24 protein-coding genes are annotated in these 21354 nt (G+C 48.7%); 20 read left to right on the forward strand and 4 right to left on the reverse strand.

The window, feature by feature from the left end; genetic code table 11:
- The first annotated feature begins 45 nt into the window (after positions 1–45).
- From BRW63_RS03695 to BRW63_RS03765, 15 genes are all read left to right on the forward strand, one after another.
- Positions 46–1245 (forward strand): class I SAM-dependent methyltransferase, encoded by a 1200-nt coding sequence (locus BRW63_RS03695; RefSeq protein WP_073069552.1) that lies wholly within the window; start codon positions 46–48, stop codon positions 1243–1245.
- 132 nt (positions 1246–1377) lie between these two features.
- Positions 1378–1779, forward strand: a complete 402-nt coding sequence (locus tag BRW63_RS03700; RefSeq protein ID WP_073069553.1) for an ATP synthase subunit I — start codon at positions 1378–1380, stop codon at positions 1777–1779.
- Positions 1780–1832: 53 nt separating this feature from the next.
- Positions 1833–2585, forward strand: a complete 753-nt coding sequence (gene atpB / locus BRW63_RS03705; protein ID WP_073069554.1) for a F0F1 ATP synthase subunit A — start codon at positions 1833–1835, stop codon at positions 2583–2585.
- A 61-nt stretch (positions 2586–2646) separates the two neighbouring features.
- Positions 2647–2895 (forward strand): ATP synthase F0 subunit C, encoded by a 249-nt coding sequence (gene atpE, locus BRW63_RS03710; RefSeq protein WP_073069555.1) that lies wholly within the window; start codon positions 2647–2649, stop codon positions 2893–2895.
- 103 nt (positions 2896–2998) lie between these two features.
- The gene (locus BRW63_RS03715; protein WP_073069556.1) at positions 2999–3421 is read left to right on the forward strand and encodes a F0F1 ATP synthase subunit B'; all 423 of its coding nucleotides are present in this window, start codon (positions 2999–3001) and stop codon (positions 3419–3421) included.
- A 67-nt stretch (positions 3422–3488) separates the two neighbouring features.
- Positions 3489–4052 (forward strand): F0F1 ATP synthase subunit B, encoded by a 564-nt coding sequence (locus BRW63_RS03720; RefSeq protein ID WP_073069557.1) that lies wholly within the window; start codon positions 3489–3491, stop codon positions 4050–4052.
- Positions 4052–4609, forward strand: coding sequence for an ATP synthase F1 subunit delta (gene atpH, locus BRW63_RS03725; protein WP_073069558.1), 558 nt, complete (start codon positions 4052–4054; stop codon positions 4607–4609). Before BRW63_RS03720 ends, atpH begins: the two co-directional genes overlap by 1 nt.
- A gap of 95 nt (positions 4610–4704) precedes the next feature.
- Positions 4705–6222: a F0F1 ATP synthase subunit alpha gene (atpA, locus tag BRW63_RS03730; RefSeq protein WP_073069616.1), complete on the forward strand. Its 1518-nt coding sequence runs from the start codon at positions 4705–4707 to the stop codon at positions 6220–6222.
- Positions 6223–6300: 78 nt separating this feature from the next.
- Positions 6301–7251 carry a F0F1 ATP synthase subunit gamma gene (locus BRW63_RS03735; protein WP_073069559.1) on the forward strand — a complete coding sequence of 317 codons (951 nt, stop codon included), beginning with the start codon at positions 6301–6303 and terminating at the stop codon, positions 7249–7251.
- A gap of 203 nt (positions 7252–7454) precedes the next feature.
- The gene (locus tag BRW63_RS03740) at positions 7455–7778 is read left to right on the forward strand and encodes a 2Fe-2S iron-sulfur cluster-binding protein (protein ID WP_073069560.1); all 324 of its coding nucleotides are present in this window, start codon (positions 7455–7457) and stop codon (positions 7776–7778) included.
- A 45-nt stretch (positions 7779–7823) separates the two neighbouring features.
- Entirely contained in the window at positions 7824–8003 is a 180-nt protein-coding gene (locus BRW63_RS03745; protein WP_073069561.1) for a hypothetical protein, read from the forward strand.
- Entirely contained in the window at positions 7996–9078 is a 1083-nt protein-coding gene (locus BRW63_RS03750) for a DUF3326 domain-containing protein (RefSeq protein WP_073069562.1), read from the forward strand. Before BRW63_RS03745 ends, BRW63_RS03750 begins: the two co-directional genes overlap by 8 nt.
- Positions 9079–9115: 37 nt before the next feature.
- Positions 9116–9712, forward strand: a complete 597-nt coding sequence (locus BRW63_RS03755) for a CPBP family intramembrane glutamic endopeptidase (RefSeq protein WP_317615788.1) — start codon at positions 9116–9118, stop codon at positions 9710–9712.
- Positions 9713–9853: 141 nt separating this feature from the next.
- A complete protein-coding gene (locus tag BRW63_RS03760) occupies positions 9854–10138 on the forward strand; it encodes a hypothetical protein (RefSeq protein WP_073069564.1) in 285 nt (94 codons plus the stop codon).
- A gap of 27 nt (positions 10139–10165) precedes the next feature.
- Positions 10166–10711, forward strand: a complete 546-nt coding sequence (locus BRW63_RS03765) for a protein-tyrosine phosphatase family protein (RefSeq protein ID WP_073069565.1) — start codon at positions 10166–10168, stop codon at positions 10709–10711.
- Between the two features lie 9 nt (positions 10712–10720).
- Here the strand turns inward: BRW63_RS03765 and glsA are convergent, their stop codons facing one another.
- Complete coding sequence (gene glsA / locus BRW63_RS03770) at positions 10721–11644, reverse strand: glutaminase A (RefSeq protein WP_223257279.1); 924 nt, start codon at positions 11642–11644, stop codon at positions 10721–10723.
- 48 nt (positions 11645–11692) lie between these two features.
- Complete coding sequence (locus BRW63_RS03775; RefSeq protein WP_073069566.1) at positions 11693–12016, reverse strand: carbon dioxide-concentrating mechanism protein CcmK; 324 nt, start codon at positions 12014–12016, stop codon at positions 11693–11695.
- 195 nt (positions 12017–12211) lie between these two features.
- Between BRW63_RS03775 and BRW63_RS03780 the strand changes: the two genes are divergently transcribed.
- Positions 12212–13264, forward strand: a complete 1053-nt coding sequence (locus BRW63_RS03780) for an agmatinase family protein (protein WP_073069567.1) — start codon at positions 12212–12214, stop codon at positions 13262–13264.
- Positions 13265–13268: 4 nt separating this feature from the next.
- Here BRW63_RS03780 and BRW63_RS03785 read toward each other — a convergent pair whose 3' ends face one another.
- Positions 13269–15530, reverse strand: a complete 2262-nt coding sequence (locus tag BRW63_RS03785) for an FdhF/YdeP family oxidoreductase (protein WP_073069568.1) — start codon at positions 15528–15530, stop codon at positions 13269–13271.
- A gap of 148 nt (positions 15531–15678) precedes the next feature.
- On the opposite strand from BRW63_RS03785, the gene BRW63_RS03790 reads away from it, so the two are divergent.
- The gene (locus BRW63_RS03790) at positions 15679–17034 is read left to right on the forward strand and encodes a PhoH family protein (protein WP_244913154.1); all 1356 of its coding nucleotides are present in this window, start codon (positions 15679–15681) and stop codon (positions 17032–17034) included.
- Positions 17035–17040: 6 nt separating this feature from the next.
- Here the strand turns inward: BRW63_RS03790 and BRW63_RS03795 are convergent, their stop codons facing one another.
- On the reverse strand, positions 17041–17565 hold the full coding sequence (locus BRW63_RS03795; protein WP_073069570.1) for a photosystem I reaction center subunit XI: 525 nt from the start codon (positions 17563–17565) through the stop codon (positions 17041–17043).
- A gap of 321 nt (positions 17566–17886) precedes the next feature.
- Here BRW63_RS03795 and BRW63_RS03800 point away from each other — a divergent pair, with 321 nt between their 5' ends.
- The 3 genes from BRW63_RS03800 (at position 17887) to BRW63_RS03810 (ending at position 21299) form a co-directional block, all read left to right on the forward strand.
- Positions 17887–18174 (forward strand): hypothetical protein, encoded by a 288-nt coding sequence (locus BRW63_RS03800; RefSeq protein WP_073069571.1) that lies wholly within the window; start codon positions 17887–17889, stop codon positions 18172–18174.
- Between the two features lie 93 nt (positions 18175–18267).
- Positions 18268–19809, forward strand: coding sequence for a M16 family metallopeptidase (locus BRW63_RS03805; RefSeq protein ID WP_073069572.1), 1542 nt, complete (start codon positions 18268–18270; stop codon positions 19807–19809).
- 5 nt (positions 19810–19814) lie between these two features.
- Positions 19815–21299 (forward strand): M16 family metallopeptidase, encoded by a 1485-nt coding sequence (locus tag BRW63_RS03810; protein ID WP_073069573.1) that lies wholly within the window; start codon positions 19815–19817, stop codon positions 21297–21299.
- The last annotated feature ends 55 nt before the right edge of the window (positions 21300–21354 follow it).

Consider the following 21354-nt stretch of genomic DNA (forward strand, 5'->3'; position numbering starts at 1 on the left):
CCAATGAGACACTAGATCACTAAGTTACTGTCATTTTGATTTGTCATGCCCGATCCTCAAGCGATTAGTGCGGCGGTTGCAGCGCTCTATAACACCTACCCGTTTCCACCAGAGCCTTTGCTTGACGAGCCGCCTCCCGGCTATAACTGGCGCTGGAACTGGTCAGCCGCCTACAATTTTTGCACAGGACAAAAACCCAAGCGACAAAACATCCGCATTTTAGATGCAGGCTGCGGCACTGGGTGCGGAACCGAATATTTAGTGCATCTCAATCCCCAAGCTCAGGTGACTGGCATTGATTTGAGTGCTGGGGCGTTGACGGTTGCGAGAGAGCGATGTCAACGATCGGTCAACGATCGAGCAGAGTTTCATCACCTCAGCCTCTACGATGCCAACCAGCTTCCCGGCAAGTTTGAGATGATCAACTGCGTGGGCGTATTGCATCACTTGCCTGATCCGATTCGCGGCATTCAATCCTTAGCGACAAAACTCGCTCCTGGCGGGATTATGCACATCTTTGTCTACGCAGAATTGGGGCGCTGGGAAATCGGGTTGATGCAGCAAGCGATCGCCCTCCTACAAGGCAACCAAAAAGGTGATTATCGCGATGGCGTAAAAGTCGGTCGTCAGATTTTCGAGACACTTCCTGAAAATAATCGACTAGTGCAGCGAGAAAAAGAACGCTGGTCAATGGAAAATCAGCGCGATGAATGTTTTGCAGATATGTATGTCCATCCCCAAGAGATTGACTACAACATCGAGACGTTATTTCAGCTTATTGATGCGTCTGGGCTGAAGTTTTTGGGCTTCTCGAATCCTCGACAGTGGACGCTCGATCGCTTGCTAGGCAAAAATTCAGACCTGATTGATCGGGCGAAAGGACTGAGCGATCGTCAACGCTACCGCTTAATCGAACTCTTAGATCCCTCTTCTGTCACTCACTACGAATTCTTTTTGGGGCGAGGCGAGTTGCCCTTAGCCGATTGGTCGTCTGATGAAGCGTTGCTCAACGCCATTCCTGAGCGCAGCCCTTGCATGGATGGCTGGGCAAGTCGCTGTTTATTCAACTACGACTATCAGATTGTGAATCTGTCAGAACCAGAATTTGAATTTATGAAAGCTTGCGATGAAAATCAGGAGTCGCAACGCACGATCGGAGAGATCTTGTCAGACGCGCCGTTGGAATTGGAGACCGTGCGATCGCTGCAACAACAACAGCTTATTTTACTGAGTCCTCGATCGTAGACATTAAGTATTATTACCCTCGCGTGGTATGATGTCTTCTGGCTAAACGAACTGTCGTGATCGCATTAGACTCCCTGTGAGTTTAGTAACTCATCATGGCGAAGTTGCCCTACTTCATGGATCGCACCTGCAATGGAGGAAATCTCACCGCCTGTTTCTGAGTCATCAGAACCCAGTGCATCAATGCAAGATTTCTATCGACTCCAACAAGAGTTGCTAGTGATCACACTTATCTTGACGGGTCTAATCTTTTTCCCGGTTTGGTATTTCTACTCCCTCAACATCGCTCTGAATTATTTACTTGGAGCATGCACAGGTGTGGTTTACTTGAAGTTGTTAGCAAGAAATGTTGAGCAACTTGGTAGCCAGAAAGACAAACTAGGCAAGTCGCACATCGCCGTTTTTATTGGGCTGATTATAGTCGGAACCCAGTGGAATGGTCTACACGTCTTACCTATTTTTTTAGGATTTCTGACCTACAAAGCGACGCTGATCGTTTATACCTTGCGAACCCTGCTCGATCCTGGCGATTGAGCCTGTTATAGAATTTGCACTCCTTGAATCTGGGGAAAGCCGCCTGAACTGAAATGCTAAATTTCCTCGTTGCTCCCAACTCGTTTCCGCTCGCTAGCTTAGAGGTCGGTCATCACCTCTACTGGCAGATTGGCAATTTAAAGGTTCATGGGCAAGTTTTTTTGGTTTCCTGGTTCGTGATTGGGCTTTTGGTGATTGCCTCACTTTTGGCAACTCGCAACGCTCAACGTGTGCCAAGAGGCATTCAAAACTTGATGGAGTACGCGCTGGAGTATGTGCGTGAGTTGTCAAGAAACCAGCTTGGTGAAAAAGATTATCGTCCCTGGGTGCCATTTATTGGCACACTGTTTCTGTTCATCTTTGTCTCTAACTGGTCAGGAGCGCTGATTCCCTGGAAGCTGATTAAGCTACCAGAGGGTGAACTCGCTGCCCCAACAAACGACATCAATACAACGGTGGCATTGGCATTGCTCGTGTCGCTGGCGTACTTCTACGCAGGCTTTAGGAAAAAAGGTTTGGGCTACTTTGCGAAGTATATTCAACCCACTCCAATTTTGCTGCCCATTGCAATCTTAGAAGATTTCACCAAGCCCCTCTCCCTGAGCTTCCGTCTTTTTGGCAACATCTTGGCGGATGAATTAGTGGTAGCGGTTCTGGTTCTACTCGTGCCTTTGTTTGTGCCATTGCCCGTGATGCTGTTAGGTTTGTTTACTAGTGCAATTCAAGCATTGGTGTTTGCAACGCTTGCAGCCGCGTACATTCACGAAGCGATCGAAGGTCACGGCGAAGAGGAACACGCACCGTAAATCCTCGCTCGATCAGAAAGAACATTTGTTTGTCCCGTTTTCAACCCAAAGGAAAATCACTATGGATCCCATCGTTCAAGCTGCTTCCGTTCTCGCTGCTGCTCTTGCTATTGGCTTGGCTGCGATCGGACCTGGTATCGGTCAAGGTAACGCTGCGGGTCAAGCAGTGGAAGGCATTGCACGTCAGCCCGAAGCAGAAGGCAAAATTCGCGGCACGCTGCTGTTAACCCTCGCGTTCATGGAATCTCTGACCATCTACGGTCTGGTGATCGCGCTGGTGTTGCTGTTTGCTAACCCCTTTGCATCATAAGGGTCAAGAATTTTGAGTTTTGAGTTCTGGGTTACGGAATTCAAAACTCAAAGCTCAAAACTTCTAAAATTGTCTTGCACTTTTTTCACCCTCACTCAAGATAATGTTTGATTTTGATGCGACCCTGCCCTTGATGGCAGTGCAGTTTCTTCTTTTAGCTGCGATCTTAAATGTGGTGTTCTATAAGCCACTCACGAAAGTGATTGAAGATCGCAGTGATTACATCCGCAGCAACGAAGCGGATGCGCGAGAGCGTCTTGCGAAAGCCGAAAATCTGGCGAAACAGTATGAGTCTGAGCTAGCCGAGACTCGCAGACAATATCAAGCGACGATCGTGGCTGCTCAGGCAGATGCACAGAAGATCGCCGCTCAAAAAACTGCTGAGGCTCAACAAGAGGCTCAATCTCAACGCGAAGCCACTCAAAAAGAGTTAGATCAGCAAAAGCAGGCTGCGATGCAAACGCTAGAGCAGCAGGTCGAATCGCTAAGTCACGAAATTCTAGATAAGCTTTTAGCTGGAGTTTGATGGGGTCGTTAGCAGTTAGTTGTTAACGCCTCTAGGATTGTCAACCGCGCAGTTGTGGATAACGTTCATGGAAATTTTTTTGCGACTCGCTGCTGGAGCCACTTTACTCGGCTCTGAAGCAGCAGAAGCAGTGGGAAAAGGTGGTTTTGGTATCAATTTTGACATCCTAGAAACCAACCTGATCAACCTCTCGATCGTGATTGCCGTTGTCGTTTATTTTGGTCGCAAGTTCTTAGGTAAGATTTTGGGCGATCGCACGGCGGCGATCGAGGCTCAAATTAAAGAAGTGGAACAGCGTAAACAAAGTGCTGCTGCCGCTCTTGCCTCACAGCAGCAGAAATTAGCGCAAGCGCAAGCTGAGGCTGCTAAAATTCGTGCCTCGGCAGAAGATGGAGCCAAGTCAGCGCGAGAAGCCATTTTGGTGAAGGCTGAACAGGATGTTGCTCGGATGCGTGAGACGGCGGCTCAAGAACTCGGCTCTGAACAAGCGCGAGTGATCAATGAGTTACGTCAACGCATTGCACTGATGGCAATGCAGCGTGCAGAGGGTGAGCTTCCGAGTCGTCTGAATGATGACTTGCAGCAGAGATTAGTCGATCGCAGCATTGCTCTACTCGGAGGTAGTTCCTGATGAAAGATAGCATTTTGACGGCTCAGGTTCTGGAACCCTACGCCCAAGCGCTGATGTCCTTGGGGCAGTCAAATAATTTGACCGAGCGTTTCGGTGAAGATGTTGCCGGGATTCTATCGAGTTGGAATGAGTCCCCTGATCTGCAAGCATTTCTCAGCAGTCCGTTGACGAAAGCCGACGCAAAAAAAGCTGTTTTAGAACAGGTTTTTGGAGAGCAGGTTCACCCGTTCACTAAAAGCTTTTTAATGCTGCTGGTCGATAAGCGACGAATTCTGTTTTTGGATGGCATCTGCAAACAGTATCAGGCACTTCTCAGAAAGCTAAATCAAGCTGTTTTAGCCGAAGTGATTTCGACGGTCGAACTCAACGACGACCAGAAAAACACCATCCGCGAACAGGTGAAGTCGATGACTTCTGCACGTCAGGTCGATCTCGAAACTCGTCTCGATCGCGACCTCATCGGCGGTGTGATTATCAAAGTTGGTTCTCAGGTGATTGATGCAAGTTTGCGTGGTCAACTGCGTCGCATTTCTCTCCGTTTAAGTAGTGCAACCTAAGAATGGTCAGGGTTTCAGGAATCAGTCAAAACTCTGAACCCCTGACACCTAAATCCTATTTTCGCTTTCCCCTTCATCCTTCAAAAGAGGTTCCAATGGCAGCAATCAGACCAGACGAAATTAGTAATATTATTCGCCAACAGATCGAGAGCTACGATCAGGGCGTGAAGGTTTCCAATGTCGGAACCGTGCTTCAAGTCGGTGACGGTATCGCCCGGATTTACGGTTTAGAAAAGGCAATGTCTGGTGAGTTGCTTGACTTTGAAGATGGCTCAGTTGGCATTGCGCTCAACCTAGAAGAAGACAACGTGGGCGCGGTCTTGATGAGTAACGGGCGCACCATTCAAGAAGGCAGCAGCGTCACAGCAAGCGGCAAAATTGCGCGGATTCCGGTGGGCGATGCGATGATTGGTCGCGTCGTGGATGCGCTGGCTCGTCCGATCGACGGCAAAGGCGACGTTCAAACGAACGAGTTTCGTCTGATCGAGTCCCCTGCACCCGGCATCATTGAGCGGAAATCGGTGTATGAGCCGATGCAGACGGGCATCACCGCGATCGACACCATGATTCCGATCGGTCGGGGTCAGCGGGAATTAATTATTGGCGATCGTCAAACTGGCAAGACCTCCGTTGCCGTAGACACGATTCTGAACCAGAAAGGCGAAGACGTGATCTGCGTATATGTGGCGATCGGGCAGAAAGCTTCGACCGTTGCTAACATCGCGAACGTGCTGCGGGAGCGTGGCGCGTTAGATTACACGATCATTGTTGCGGCAAACGCAAACGACGCGGCGACTCTTCAATACCTCGCTCCTTATACCGGGGCATCGCTGGCTGAGTACTTTATGTACCAAGGTCGGCACACGCTGGTAATTTACGATGACTTGTCCAAGCAGGCACAGGCTTATCGTCAAATGTCCTTGCTGTTGCGCCGTCCACCCGGTCGTGAAGCTTATCCTGGAGACGTGTTCTATCTCCACTCTCGCTTGCTAGAACGTGCGGCAAAACTTAGCCCCGAATTGGGTGAAGGCAGCATGACCGCATTGCCGATCGTCGAAACTCAAGCGGGTGACGTATCCGCTTACATTCCGACGAACGTGATTTCGATTACCGACGGTCAAATCTTCCTATCGTCTGACTTGTTTAACTCTGGTCTACGACCCGCCGTGAACGCAGGTATTTCGGTTTCTCGTGTGGGTTCTGCGGCTCAGACTAAAGCGATGAAGAAGGTCGCGGGTAAGGTGAAGCTGGAACTCGCTCAGTTCGCTGAACTAGAAGCGTTTGCTCAGTTTGCGTCTGACTTGGATAAAGCGACTCAGAACCAACTCGCACGCGGTCAACGTCTGCGCGAATTGCTGAAGCAATCTCAATATTCTCCGCTATCGGTGGGTGATCAAGTTGCGATCATCTACGCGGGCATCAACGGTTATTTAGATGATATCCCCGTTGATAAAATCACCGATTACGCGAAAGGATTGCGCGACTATTTGGCAACTAGCAAGCCCAAATATGGCGAAAGCATCCGCGCGACGAAAGCGCTCAGTGACGAAGCCGAAGGAATGTTGAAGGAAGCGATCGCTGAATATAAAAAGACCTTCCTAGCCGCCGCGTAAAACTAGTTTGGGTTTTGGATTTTAGATTTCCAATTAAATCCAAAATCCAAAATCCAAGCTCTAACATGGGTCAAGATTATGGCAAACCTCAAACTCATTCGAGATCGCATTCAGTCGGTCAAAAATACGAAAAAGATTACGGAAGCAATGCGGTTAGTGGCGGCTGCAAAGGTGCGTCGCGCTCAAGAACAGGTGATCGCAACTCGTCCTTTTGCTGATCGGCTTGCCCAAGTGCTTTATGGCTTGCAAACCCGGTTGCGTTTTGAAGAAGCGAATCTGCCCCTACTCAGAAAGCGGGATGTAAAAACGGTTGCATTGCTAGTCATTTCTGGCGATCGAGGCTTGTGCGGTGCTTATAACTCCAACGTGATTCGTCGCGCTGAGGTTCGCGCTAAAGAACTGCAAGCAGAAGGGCTAAACTACAAATTTATTGTGGTCGGTCGCAAGTCGGCTCAATACTTTCAGCGTCGAGAGCAGCCGATCGAAGGCACTTACATCGGCTTAGAACAGATTCCAACCGCGGCGGAAGCGTCGCAGATTTCGGATCAGTTGTTGTCTCTGTTTTTGTCGGATACGGTCGATCGGGTTGAGCTTGTCTATACTCGATTTGTCTCGCTGATCAGCTCTCGTCCGGTGATTCAAACACTGTTGCCGCTTGACCCTCAAGGGTTAGAAGTGCCAGATGATGAAATCTTCCGTCTGACGACTCGCGGCGGGCAGTTGCAAGTCGAGCGGGAGAAAGTGACCGCGCCGACTCAGAGCAGTTTCCCGCAGGATATGATTTTTGAGCAAGATCCGGTGCAAATTCTGGATGCGTTGCTGCCGCTATATCTAAATAACCAACTGCTTCGGGCGTTGCAAGAGTCTGCGGCAAGTGAACTTGCTGCCCGAATGACCGCTATGAACAACGCAAGCGAAAACGCTTCGGAATTAATGAAAGGATTGTCGCTGACTTACAACAAGGCACGTCAAGCGGCGATTACTCAAGAAATTCTAGAAGTGGTGGGCGGTGCTGAGGCATTAGGCTAACCTCAATCTCAAGTTTTCAAGTAAGGTTTTGCGTCTGGGGTTTCTCAGGCGCATTTTTATGAGCGATCGTTCGACTCGCCTCGATCGCTATGATGAGAACATCCAGATTCTTCTCATTCCTCTTTTTAGTCAGATCGTCCCCAAATTCCTGCCCCCGATTCTTCTAAAATGATGGTGGGAACACACGCGCAATCAAATCTAAAATGGCAATCTATAAAGTTGAAATTCTGCATCGGGGGCAAACTCACACGATCGAAGTGCCCGACGATCGCACCGTTCTTGAAGTTGCAAACAAATTGGGGTTAGATCTGCCCAGTTCTTGTACGGCTGGAGTTTGCACAACTTGCGCCGCTCAAATCTTAGAAGGAACGATCGATCAAACCGATGGAATGGGCGTAAGTCAAGAATTGCAGGAGCAGGGATACGCCTTACTCTGTGTCGGCTTTCCTCGGTCTGACCTCAAGATTGAAACCGAAAAAGAAGAAACAGTCTATCATCTGCAATTTGGACAGCATCAAAATAAATAGGTTATTCACATTAGAGTTAATCACTCGTGAATTCATTTTTCAGTCATGAATACACACTTTATCAGCATAGAAGTTGACTTGAAATCGTCTCCGGTTGAAATGCAAAGCGCGATCGAAGCTGCATTGCGAAAACATGGAGAACCATTACGCTGGGCTGTCACCAGTGTGAATGCTAACCAACAAAAAGCTCAAATCGAAGCGATCGTGACGATTGATCATGACTAAACGTGCCTACACCGTAGTTCTGATCGTGCCGACTGGGATCGGAGCCACGATCGGAGGCTATGCAGGTGATGCGCTTCCGGTGGCGCGGATGATCGCTCAGGTTTGCGATCGCTTAATCACACATCCCAATGTTCTCAACGGGGCCCAACTTTATTGGAACTTGCCTAACGCTTTGTATGTTGAAGGTTACGGACTTGATCAAGTTGCGGCTGGCAATTGGGGATTGCGTCCCGTGCATCAAAATCGAATTGGATTGATTCTCGATCGTGGCATCGAACCCGATTTGCGACTGCGACATTTACAAGCGGCAGATGCTGCAAGAGCCACACTCGGACTAAATTTAACCGAGTATGTGATCACCGATCAGCCCTTAAACGTCGAACTAAAAACCGCGAATTCTGGCGCAGCGTGGGGCACGATCGAGCATCCAGACAGCTTATTAAGAGCGGCAGATAAACTGATTCACAAAGTAGGAGCCACGGCGATCGCGGTAGTTGCTCGGTTTCCTGACGACTGTGGCAGCCAAGCGTTGCAAAATTATCGTCACGGTCAAGGCGTTGATCCATTAGCGGGTGCCGAAGCGGTGATTAGTCATCTGATTGTACGGACGTTTCAAATTCCTTGTGCTCATGCGCCTGCGCTGTTGCCTTTGCCATTAGATGTCGAACTATCGCCGCGATCGGCAGCCGAAGAATTAGGATTTACTTTTCTTCCGTGTGTTTTAGTTGGGTTAAGTCGCGCTCCTCAATTCACGACTCGCAGCGTTCTGTCTATGGTGCAGGCGAGTGATGTATGGGCAGATCAAGTAGATGCGATCGTGATTCCAGCAAATGCTTGTGGAGGCAGCGCAGTCATGAGTTTGAGTCAGTCAAACACCAAAATTATTGCAGTTAGAGAGAATCACACTCAGATGCAGGTGCCTCCAGAATCATTGGGAATCAACGCCATCGCGGTGAATTCTTATCTGGAAGCTTTAGGAATGTTAGTGTGCGATCGGGCTGGAATAGAACCCAATGCGCTGAATCCGGCGATCGCTCCTTTGCGCTGCTTAGAGGTTGAGTCGATCGTCCATTAACATAAAGCTACTCATACACCTCACCCCCAGATTTCTAGTGGCACAAATTCCTGAAACTCCAGAAATGGAACCGTTAACCCGCATTCAAGTTTTGATCGCGATGGGGGTGACTGCCGTGGTTTTGCTGCTCGTAGCAAAATTATGGATGCACCTTGGCTCTGTTAATCTCTTGCCAGTGAAGTTGACCACAGAAGCCATCTTGCAAGGAGTCGGGCTAGGGCTGGGTGTGACGATCGCCAGCTCGATTATCTATCGGTTTTGGGCAGCTTATCGCATCAGCGCCGATTATTACCTCGAATTAGTGCTCAAACCGCTGCTCATTCCCGATTTAGTTTGGTTGGGGTTATTGCCAGGACTCAGTGAAGAATTACTATTTCGTGGAGTCATGCTGCCTGAGTTTGGTCTGACTTTAGAAGGGGTTTTGATTTCTAGCGTTTGTTTTGGGGTGCTTCACCTGAGTAACTTTAAGCAGTGGGCTTATGTGGTTTGGGCAACCTGCATCGGCGCACTATTTGCCTATAGCGCGATCTGGACAGGCAATTTATTGGTGCCGATCGTGGCTCACGTTCTCACTAATCTGATCGCTGCTTTTATGTGGAAATTGGGCGATTATCCTCGCGCTTCAAACTCTTGATTGCCCTGAGAGTCTTTGCTCACCTAATGGTAAATTTTCACAACTTCAAATCAGACAAACTGTAAGGAGGGATACCATATTAGACAGAGTTGGAGTCGGGCAATTGCTCTTCGTCCATCTGCCTTGCGCTCTCTCCTTGCGATGCAAAACGATTTATCCAACGATCCTGAAGATCCTGCTCTTGAAGACGTGACTCGGTGGCACACTTTTGCTGAGATTGTGCTAGGGCTGCACAAAGAAGGAATTTATATTCATCCTCACCAGTTAGCAGAGTTTCTGCTAGGACACGGATTGCCAGTTGATTTGTGTCATGTGCCGCCTCGCTTAAAGCAAAGAGCCGAGACCGTAAACGCGCGCTATCAGGGAGACATGGCGCGGCTAGAAGACACCAACGATCCCTTCTGGCATCCTCTGGTTATGCCCTGAGATCAAATCAGTTGCCTTTGCATCACTATGCATAAATTTGCTTCAGCTTCGGAGAACGAACCGATCGTGTTTGGCTCTGCTCGACCTGGATATAGCAACGAGCAAGTGAACGAGTGGATTGAATTTATGCAGAATCAAGACATCAAGCGCGTCTGCTGTTTGCTTCCTGAATCTCAACTCACTCGCTATTCCAATTTGCTTGACGTTTATCGACAGACCTTTGGACTCGACCAAGTTTGTTGGGCCCCGATCGAGGATTTTCACTTTGCCGACCCTGAAATTCTCATCCACCAAATTTTGCCGTTCTTAGCGATCGCCAACCGAAGTTATGAGAAGGTGGTGGTTCACTGCTCTGGCGGAATTGGACGCACCGGGCACGTTTTAGCAGCTTGGCTTGTAGCAGGACGAGGACTCTCCAACAAAGCAGCGATCGCCGCCGTTAAGCAAACTGGAAGAAATCCCTATGAGGCGGTCATTGCCGCCCCCTTCAAAGGTCGAAATCCTTGGAAAGCTGTTGCGGAACTCAACAGGCTGCTGGGTGAATGTAATCGGTTTAGAGGCAAGTTAGCTTGATGCCGAACATTAGCCGAAGATACTGAGCTTGAGGTGAGTTGCCAGCTTTTCTAAGAGAAAGAGTCCTGCTACAGAGTTTCCGGTGGGGTCGATCGCCGGACTGTAAGCTGCGATCGCGCCTTCTTTGGGCACAATCGATAACAACGCTCCGCTCACGCCTGACTTAGTGGGCAGCCCGATTCGCACGGCAAACGCGCCCGACGCTTCATATAGCCCGCAGGTCAGCATTAAAGCATTCACAATTTGCTGATGTTGACGAGCAATCCCAGATGACGATGCCAGGAGTAAGCCCAATCGCGCCAAATCTTCGACGGTTCCTGACAGACAGCAGATGTGATTATAAGTATCAAGCGCCATCTCAACAGACGTTAAATGTCCGGCTTGTGACAGCATATGGGCGATCGCGCGATTTGACTCATTTGCCATCGATCGCACAGAAGTCAGCATGGCTCGATCTAGTGTCAGATGCGTGTCTGCGAGACGATTTAGCCAGTCACAGAGGGCTTTACAGCGCGCCGCACCGTCTTTTCCAGGCAACAGAGCCGCCAGCGCGATCGCCCCACTATTGATCATGGGATTGCGGGGATAACCACGATCGCTACTCAGTTGCGTTAGAGAATGAAACGGTTGATCGGAGGGTTTCATCCCCACTTGTTTAAAGACCTCATCTGCACCCGATCGCTCTAACACAAACAGCAGCAAAAACGGCTTAATCACGCTCATCAGTGCAAAAGGCTGTGTGACTTCCCCCGCCGAAAATATCTTCCCTTTTGTCGTTTGAATCTCGACAGCAACCGTGTTGGGCTTTGTCTGAGTGAGCAGTGGAATGTAGTCGGGCAGTCGTCCCAGTTGCGTTTTTGTTTTTGCATCAGAAACCCAGGCATCTAATTGATCCTGAGCTAAGGCATCCAGTCCTATCAAAGAATTGTTCAAGGTCAATTCTGCCTTTTCTAGCTGCTCACGCCGAGGGTGTTTTCCGGTCTAGACTCTAAACTCGTCAGTGTCTTCGGTGTATTCGATCGGCAACACGGCCATCAAATTATCGCTAGGTCGAGGAATGTAGTGAGACGACAGAAAAAGCTTATCGCCTTCTTTATTTGAGTGCATTTTTTTGGCGGCCTCGATTCCAGCTTCGACTGCCATTTTGACATCCGATACGTTTCCTCGCACAATAATCGTCACATAGGCACCGCTGACTTTTTCCATTTCGACCAAGGTGACACGGGCAGCTTTTACCATGACATCTGCAACCGCCAGTGCTGGAGGCAACCCCCGCACTTCCACCATTCCCACGGCGTTACCCATTTTGATTCTCCACTTCCGATCGCACGATATCACCTTCATTCTACGCAGGTTCGCGAGATTAGGGAATAGGAGAGATTTGAACAGCCGGGCGATCGCATCAAACTATCCACGTTTGCTTATTTTAGTTAAGCGGTTGCAGGACGTTGATCGTAGTTGAGAAAGCTAGACTGAGAGAAAGACTGAGGACGTTTGCAAATGGCAACGAGAGAAGAGATTCTGCAAACATTTGACCCGAATGAGATCGGAGTTAACAACGGAAATTTATTAGGCTTGCCCTTTGACTATGAGTCAGCCAACATTATTGTGATTGGTGTGCCGTGGGAGGTGACGGTTTCTTATCGGGCTGGCACCGCCGCCGCGCCGCAACGAGTGTTAGATGCCTCGCGCCAGTTAGATGTCTATGACTTTGACTACCCCGATGGGTGGAAGCAAGGCATTTTTATGGTTGGAATCGACGATCGTATTCAGCGAAAAAGTCAGACGCTAAGACAAGACGCAAGGCGAATTATCGAGCAGATGGAACAGGGGCGGCGAGTTGAAGATGATCCCGATTTAGTTCGGGTTCTGCACACGATTAATCAAGAGTGTGAAGCCGTTAACCAATGGCTATTTGATCAGGCTCAAACCGCGCTGAATCAAGGTAAACAAATAGCGGTGATTGGCGGCGATCATAGTGTGCCATTAGGGGCGATTCGGGCGATCGCAGAGCATTATCCAGACTTCGGAATTTTGCACATTGATGCTCATGCTGATTTGCGCGAGGCGTATGAGGGGTTTGAGTTTTCTCACGCCTCAATTATGTTTAATGCGCTCAAAGTACCGCAACTTTCTAAACTCGTTCAGGTGGGCATTCGCGATATTTGTCACGACGAAATTACGCTGATTCAAAACTCAAATGGGCGGGTGTCTACTTATTACGACCCAATGCTCAAGCAAAAACTCTATGCGGGCATTTCGTGGCTAGAGGTTTGCAAACAGATCGTGGCAGAATTGCCGCAACACGTCTATATCAGTTTTGACATTGACGGACTTGATCCTAAACTCTGTCCCAATACGGGCACGCCAGTTCCGGGCGGTCTAGAGTTAGAGCAAACGGTTTGTTTGTTTCGTGAGGTTGTTGAGAGTGGGCGGCAGATTGTTGGCTTTGATGTGGTTGAAGTGGGTGATGGCGAATGGGATGGCAATGTTGGAGCGAGAGCTGTTTATAAACTGTGCAATTTGATGGCGTTGTCGGGTCTCGATCGGTAAGGTTTTAGGCATGAACGAGGGCAGGAACTCGCTTAAAGGCTGGGGTGCCCGATCGCGTCTCAACCCTCGCCTTAAAGATCACATTTACCTCTGGATAGAACATCACGGCGGCACCGGGGCGCACGGCTCCATAGATCACTTCGACCTGTTCAAGTTTTCCGACATTGCCTTGCACGGTGACGCGCTGATGTTCGCTCAAGCCTGCGGATTCTGCATCCGATCGATTCATTAAAATGCAGTTGCGGTGAGGCATTCCTCGATATTGGTCGCCAATTTTATAGACCACAGTGTTGTGTTGAGAATAGCTGCGACCCGTCATAATCGCGACCACAATGCCGTTTACGTTTGACTGGTTAAAGGATCGTGCATCGGGTAACTTCAGCGTTGGCAAAGGCGTTGTAGACATTGCAGCCTTTCCCGATGGCGTTGAGAATTTTGGCTCGTTGAGAATGCGTCCTGTGATCGTGAATTCTTCTTGAGTTTCGTCGATCGTTGCCATCTGCTCGTATCCTGGAACAGTTTTAGCAATCAGTTGTCTAACAAACTTCGGATCTCGCAGCTTACGCCAGTCAAGCGGATAGTCGCCGTGGACTCGGTGGGCTAACTCGGTTAAAAACTCGACTTCAGCGATCAGATCTGCGTCTTTGAGATGCGTCTCGCCCTCGTCGCTCAATCGGACAAAGTTATTACCCGATTCAGTCGTCGTTTTATAAGGATTCTCAAATCGATTTCGCACCGGAAGCACGATCGTCGTGTGTTTGGCGAGTCCGTTAAAATGTCCGATGTTGGGCTTTGTTGCTAAATAGATAATCGTGTCGATTTTACTCAGCGATCGCTTTGCCTGAGTCGAGTCAGGATTCGCGCCATATAAGTTGCCACCTAGACAGATCAGCGTCTCTACTTTTTCTTGATCAGCCGCTTCAATCAAATCGCGAGTGTCATATCCCTTGACTTCACTCAGCGGATGTCCTAACAGGTTTTCTAGTGCGTCTTGCAGTCCTTTTTTCAGTTTTTGAGTTGTCACACCCATTGAGCCAAAGCCCTGGACGTTAGAGTGTCCCCTCACTGGCATTACGCCTGCGCCTTCTTTGCCGATATTACCAGTGATTAGCGCAGTGTTGCCAATACTGAAGACGTTATCGACTCCATTTTCGTGTTGAGTGATTCCCATTGCCCAACCGAATACGACTCCTTTCGCGTTGCCGATAATGGTTGCAGCAGCTTCGATTTCGGGTTGAGAAACGCCGCACGTTTCGGTGATCGTGTCCCAACTGGTCGATCGTGCCGCTTCGACTACAGCTTCCCATCCTTCAGTATGCGCCTTGAGAAATTCGGTCTTGATAAATCCGCGATCGATTAAAGATTTTTGAATGCCAACAAACAGCGCAACATCACTGCCCGGAATCGGCTGCAAATACAGCGAAGAGATATCTGATCCAGGAATCAGAGACTTGACTGGAAACGCTGGAGAACCAAACTTCACCAATCCAATCTCCATCATGGGATTGATTACGATGACTTTGCCACCGCGATCGCGCAGTTTAATCAACTCGTTCATCAATCGTGGATGGTTATAAGCAGAGTTTGCACCCGCTAAAACTACACAATCTGCGTGCTTTAAATTCTCTAAACTGACCACTGAAGTGTTCGTTCCAAACATTTGTTTAAGTCCAAACGTTGAAGGAGCGTGACACAAATCAGAACAGTCGGCAAGATTATTAGAGCCGAGCGATCGCATCATCAATTGCAGCAAAAAAGCCGCCTCATTCGAGGAGCGACCCGAACTATAAGACGCAACTCGATCGGGCGCTTTACGAAAGGCAGTTTCTGCAATGTTATAAACCTCTTCCCATGAGATGCGCTCGTAGTGTGAGGTGCCCGATCGCAAAATCATCGGAAAGCTCAACCGTCCCAGTCTGTCAGCTTCAAGCGAGGTGAGTTGCTGAAGCTCTTGAATGCTGCGCTGTTGAAACACCTCAACCGGGACTGCTGGCTTGATTTCCGCTGAGATCGCCTCGACGCTTTTCATGCAGCGCTGAAGCTTTTCGCCCTCCTCATTGGTAAAGCCTCCTTTCTGTCCCCCAGTGCCCCACGAGCAAGACAGACAAGCACTTTTGTGGAGCAGAGTCTGCCAAAGTTTTGCACCTTCGGGCGAGAGCGTGTGTTCTGCCCAATATTCAATTACGGGCAAACCGCCACCGATATCAGGAGTTTCCTCGTTTTTGTCATGAAAGGGAGGAACAGGTTGGAGACTCTTGCTATCCATGCTTTTGAATGATGATATTCTTCACCAAAACTACTCTAAATAGATAGATTTTGGAATGTGTCGATCGAGAGATTCCCTACACAAACCTGAGAAACTCACAGGAAATCAAACTAGGGCACTCAGACCGATGTAGGATGATAAGTCATTCTTGAAACTCTCTACGATCGCCAAAGCCTTCATGAAGAAAACGTTCGTTCTCGATACCAATGTCCTACTGCATGATCCATCTGCAATGTTACGGTTTGAGGACAACGATGTAGTGCTGCCCATCACGATTATTGAAGAACTCGATCGCTTCAAGAAACAGCCTGAAATCACGGGACGAAATGCCCGTCAGGTTTCCCGAATGTTGGATGATTTGAGAAGCAAAGGGCAGTTGACCGAAGGCATTTCAATCAATGGAGATGGCTCTTTACAGGTCGCTCTTTGCCGCCGAGAAACCTTGCTAGAACTGCCACCAGAGCTAGAAGGCGACAAAGCAGATAATGCGATTCTTGCCGTGGCCCTTGAGTTAAAGCGGCAATGTGACTCTCCAGTTGTGTTGGTGAGCAAAGACATTAATTTGCGAATCAAAGCCGACGCGCTAGGGCTGACCGCCGAAGACTATAAAACCGATAAAGTCGATGTCGATGACCTTTATATCGGGATGGATAAAGTCGTTGTCGCTTCAGAAGACATCGATCGCTTGTTTAAATTGGGTGGAGTCGCTTTAGACCAGGAATTTTTTCCTAACCAGGCGCTAACCCTAATCGATGAGGCAAACCCTAGTCACACCGCTTTAGGCATTGTCGATGGAGCGAGTGGCAAAGTGGTGCCGATCACTAAACTGTCGCGCAGTGGTGTTTCTCGCATCAGCCCGCGCAACCGTGAGCAGAGTTTTGCGCTTGATTTATTACTGCGAGATTCAATTTCGTTAGTGACGCTAGTGGGCAAAGCCGGAACGGGAAAAACGCTATTAGCGATCGCCGCAGGGCTACAAAAAGTTGCTGATGAGCGGCTTTATAGTCGGTTATTAATCTCCCGTCCGGTTGTGCCAATGGGAAAAGACTTGGGCTTTTTGCCCGGTGATGTCAACGAAAAACTGACTCCCTGGATGCAGCCGCTTTATGACAATTTTGATCTGATTTTGGGCACTCAAGATTCTTCAGGCAAACCAGACCACTGGCGGCGCGGTCACGAAGAACTGATCGAGCATGGATTGCTGCAAATCGAGCCACTCACCTACATTCGGGGACGCACCATTCCTAAGCAATTTTTGATTGTAGACGAAGCCCAAAACCTTACGCCTCACGAAGTTAAGACGATTCTCACTCGCGCTGGAGAAGGCACTAAAGTCGTGTTGACAGGCGACCCTGACCAGATTGATAACCCCTATGTAGACGCAGCCAGCAACGGACTCACTTATGTCGTAGAGCGCTTTAAGAACGAGCCTTTAGCGGGTCACATTACTTTGCTGAAGGGCGAACGATCGGGGTTAGCCGATCGCGCCGCCGCTCTGCTCTAAAAAATCTTACAGTCCCGTCGCAAAGTTTTTAAACAGCGAAATGTTGGTGAGCAGGAAGTAAGCCAGGGCTGCACCACCGACACCCCCGATCAAGAATCCGCCTGCATACTCATTCCAACCATGCTCTGTCTTAAACGCGTCAGGAGGATTAGGCGTTGTAATCGTTGTGGTTGGGCCCGGAGGATTGGTATTGGCGTAGAGCGAAATTGCCAGCGTTGAGATTATGATTAGTCCGATCGTAGACAGCAACCCTGACAGATTTGCAATGTCGGTGTCTCGCAATGGTCCAAGTTTGGCAAACGGCCCCAAAATCCAGTAACCGTGAGCGAGTCCAACTTCTAACCCACGACGCAGCGGAGACAGCCCGGAGCGATAAGCGGGCAGACTATTAATGTATGCCTTGACCAACGGTGAAGAATTGATCGGGGTCGCTAGATTGCCGTTTTGAATGTCGTAGGCTGGAAACACGACCTCCCGGTTTCTGGGATCTTTTGGATCATTGGTTGCCTCTGGGTGGCTAAGAACTTGCATAAAAAAATTCCTGATCTCGAAAGTGCTTGAGGAATCCTAATAAAGATGAGGTGGGTACTTCATCGCTCCAGAGATACAGGGCGGAGGATTAGTTTGGACTTAAAGATCTCCTCCTTTAAGAAGAGACAAGCGGTAAAGCAGATTACATCTCTGCCCAAAAATTGGTGAGACACTGCTGAGATAGAAGTTGAGTTTCTTTATAAACATTTAAGATTTCTCACAAGTTGAGGAGAGTTGTCCCGATCGCTCCTATGCTAGGGAAATATTTTTATAAGCTGATTAGTGATTAGCGGTTCCATAGTCTACTGATTTGTTATGGATATGAATCTCCCATCTGTTTATTTGCGTTCCTTATTTTTGACCAGCCTAGTCAGCTTTCTGACTCCGCTTTTGTTGGTGGGCAGCACGATCGCTGGGCTAATGCTGCTCGGTCTAATCCCAGGGCTGGATGCGTTTAGCCAGTGGTCATCTGGGGCGATTTTGACGTTTTTGCAAACATTTGGCAGCGGCAAAGCGTTAGAAGGCTCGTTGGTGATCGGCGGTGCTTGTGGGGTGGTAGGTGCTTTATTCGACACCTACATTTTCTATCGTCACAGCAACTTTCGTTGAAATGAGTTCGCGTCTCATAAAGCTTGCCAAAACTCACTATCCTGAGAAGAGTGCTGAATATGCGCTTCTCTGAGTTAGTTATGGCAATAGTTTATGCAAGCAGTGAGTCGATTTTTAGCTATTTTTTGGGTGGTTGTCCTGAGTTGGAGCGTGGTTTCTCAAGCAGCACTAGCTCAAACTCTAACGCTGGAGACAACGCCCGTTCAGTCGATTCAGCCCTACTTAGACCGGGTGATCGATCGAGTCACAGAATTTAAACTAGATAATGGCTTAAAGTTCATCGTGCTAGAGCGGCACGAAGCTCCGGTAGTGTCGTTTCTCACCTATGCCAATGTGGGAGGAGCCGACGAACCTGATAAAAAAACAGGAGTCGCCCACTTTTTAGAGCATCTCGCATTCAAGGGCACTACTCGAATCGGCACCGAAAATTATCAAGCTGAAAAGCCATTGCTCGATCGCTTAGATCAACTGGCAGAACAGCTTCAGAAAGACACCGAAAAGACCACGCGCGATCGCTTACAAAAAGAATTCGATCAGACCGAGGCATCTGCTGGAAAGTTGGCGCGACAAAACGAATTTGGTCGCATTGTCGAACAGGCAGGCGGTGTCGGGTTAAATGCCAATACGTCTAGCGAGGCGACTCGATATTTTTACAGCTTTCCATCCAACAAGCTAGAACTCTGGATGTCGCTAGAGTCAGAACGATTTTTAGAGCCAGTGTTTCGAGAGTTTTATAAAGAGAAAGCAGTCATTTTAGAAGAGCGCAGACTGCGAACCGAAAACTCTCCGATCGGACAAATGATCGAAGTTTTTCTCGATGCCGCTTTTAAGGTGCATCCCTATCGCCGCCCCGTGATCGGCTATGACCAGGATATTCGGAATCTGACGCGACCCGATGTGCAGCAATTTTTTGACACGCACTACACGCCCAATAATTTGACGATCGCGATCGTGGGCGATGTCAACCCCGTCGAAGTCGAGCGACTCGCTCAAACTTATTTTGGACGCTATCACGCCCAGCCCAAACCGCCCGAAGTGACTGCGATCGAGCCGCCGCAAACCCAAACGAGAGCAGTCACCCTCAAGCTTAATTCTCAGCCCTGGTATCTCGAAGGCTATCATCGTCCTCAATTGAGTCATCCTGATAGCGTGGTTTATGAAGCGATCGCGAGTCTACTCAGCGACGGGCGAACGTCTCGCCTCTATAAGTCTCTGGTCGAAGAGAAGCAGGTTGCCTTAACCGCTCAAGGGTTCAACGGATTTCCGGGTGATAAATATCCAACGTTGATCATGTTTTATGCGCTGACGGCTCCCGGCAAATCGGTGGATGATGTCTCGACAGCGCTCAGATTAGAGATTGAACGTTTAAAGACTGAACCTGTGTCGGCTCAAGAATTAGATCGGGTAAAAACTCAAGCACGAGCCGGACTATTACGATCGCTTGACTCAAATTCTGGGATGGCAGAATCGCTTCTAGAATATGAGATTAAAACCGGAAGCTGGCGCAATTTGTTTAAGCAAGTCGATGCCATTGCTGCGATTACGCCTGCCGACATTCAGCGAGTTTCTCAAGCTACATTTACGAGTCAAAATCGCACGATCGGACGCATCCTTCCGCAAGAAATTAAGCCCTAATTATTATGAAATCGAACGATCGTAAACAGCAAATTGCCAGAATTATCACGCTCGTGTTTACGTTTATTGTGGTGCCGCTAGTCATCTTGCTTTTGACGCTCCTACTTCCGGCTTCAGCAGAGACCGCTAAACACTATACTGACTTAAAATTAGCCCCTGCCCCCGAAGTCAAGGTTCCCAACTATAGCCGCTTTCAGCTTAAAAATGGCATGGTGGTTTATTTGATGGAAGACCACGAATTGCCTTTAGTGAGCGGGACTGCATTGATTCGGACGGGCGATCGCTTTGAGTCTGCTAATCAAGTCGGTTTGGCAGGCTTAACCGGAGCGGTCATGCGATCGGGCGGCACTCAAAAACACTCCCCTGATCAGTTAAATCAACGATTAGAGCAACGGGCAGCCTCGATCGAAACGGGCATCGGAGCCACTTCTGGCAGTGCAGGCTTTAGTGCGCTGAGTGAAGATTTATCTGAAGTCTTTAGTTTATTTGCAGAAGTTATTCAGCAACCTGCGTTTGCGCCTGAGAAATTTAATCTGGCAAAGCTGCAAACTCAGGGCGGCATTGCTCGCCGAAATGATGACCCGAATGGCATTGTGGGGAGAGAGTTTCAGAAGCTAATTTATGGCGGCGAAAGTCCTTATGCGCGAGTTGTGGAATATGCCACGATCGAGAACATTTCTCGTGATGATCTAATTCGTTTTTATCAGCATTATTTCCGTCCGAGCAACCTGCTTTTAGGCATTGTTGGAGATTTTGATAGCCAGACGATGCGATCGCAAATCGAGTCTAAGTTTGGCACTTGGAATCCTACGACAACGGCATCAAATTCTGACTTACCCAAAGTTTCACAGGCGAAACAAAGCGGAATATTCTTCGTCGATCAGCCGCAGTTAACCCAAAGTTATATTCAAATGGGTCATCTCGGCGGACAGTTGAACAGTCCCGACTATCCGGCGCTATCGGTGATGAATGAGGTGTTGAGCGGGTTTGGAGGACGGCTCTTTAACGAGATTCGATCGCGCCAAGGACTTGCTTACTCAGTTTATGCAAGCTGGAGTCCACAATTTGATTTTCCGGGGGTGTTTGCTGCTGGAGGACAGACGCGATCGGATGCCACGGTGCCCTTTATCAAATCGGTGTTGAGTGAGTTAGAAAAAATTCGGACTCAGCCAGTAGAAACTCGCGAATTAGCCTTTGCAAAAGACTCTGTGTTGAATTCGTTTATCTTCAACTTTCAAGATCCCAGTCAAACGCTTTCACGACTGTTGAGATATGAATATTTTGGCTACCCCAAAGACTTTATTTTTCAATATCGCAAAGCCATCGAAGCTACCTCGATCGCAGATGTTCAACGAGTTGCCAAGACCTATCTTCAACCCAACAAGATCGTCACTTTAGTAGTCGGAAATCAAAAAGCAATCCAGCCCAATTTAGCAAGTTTAGGTCAACCCGTTACCGCGATCGACATCACAATTCCCCAACCCACGTAGGGGCATGGCACTGCCATGCCCATCGTCATTGCAAGTAACCAATATTTCTAATTCA

It is taken from the genome of Phormidesmis priestleyi ULC007 (assembly GCF_001895925.1).
GTDB lineage: Bacteria > Cyanobacteriota > Cyanobacteriia > Leptolyngbyales > Leptolyngbyaceae > Phormidesmis_A > Phormidesmis_A priestleyi_A.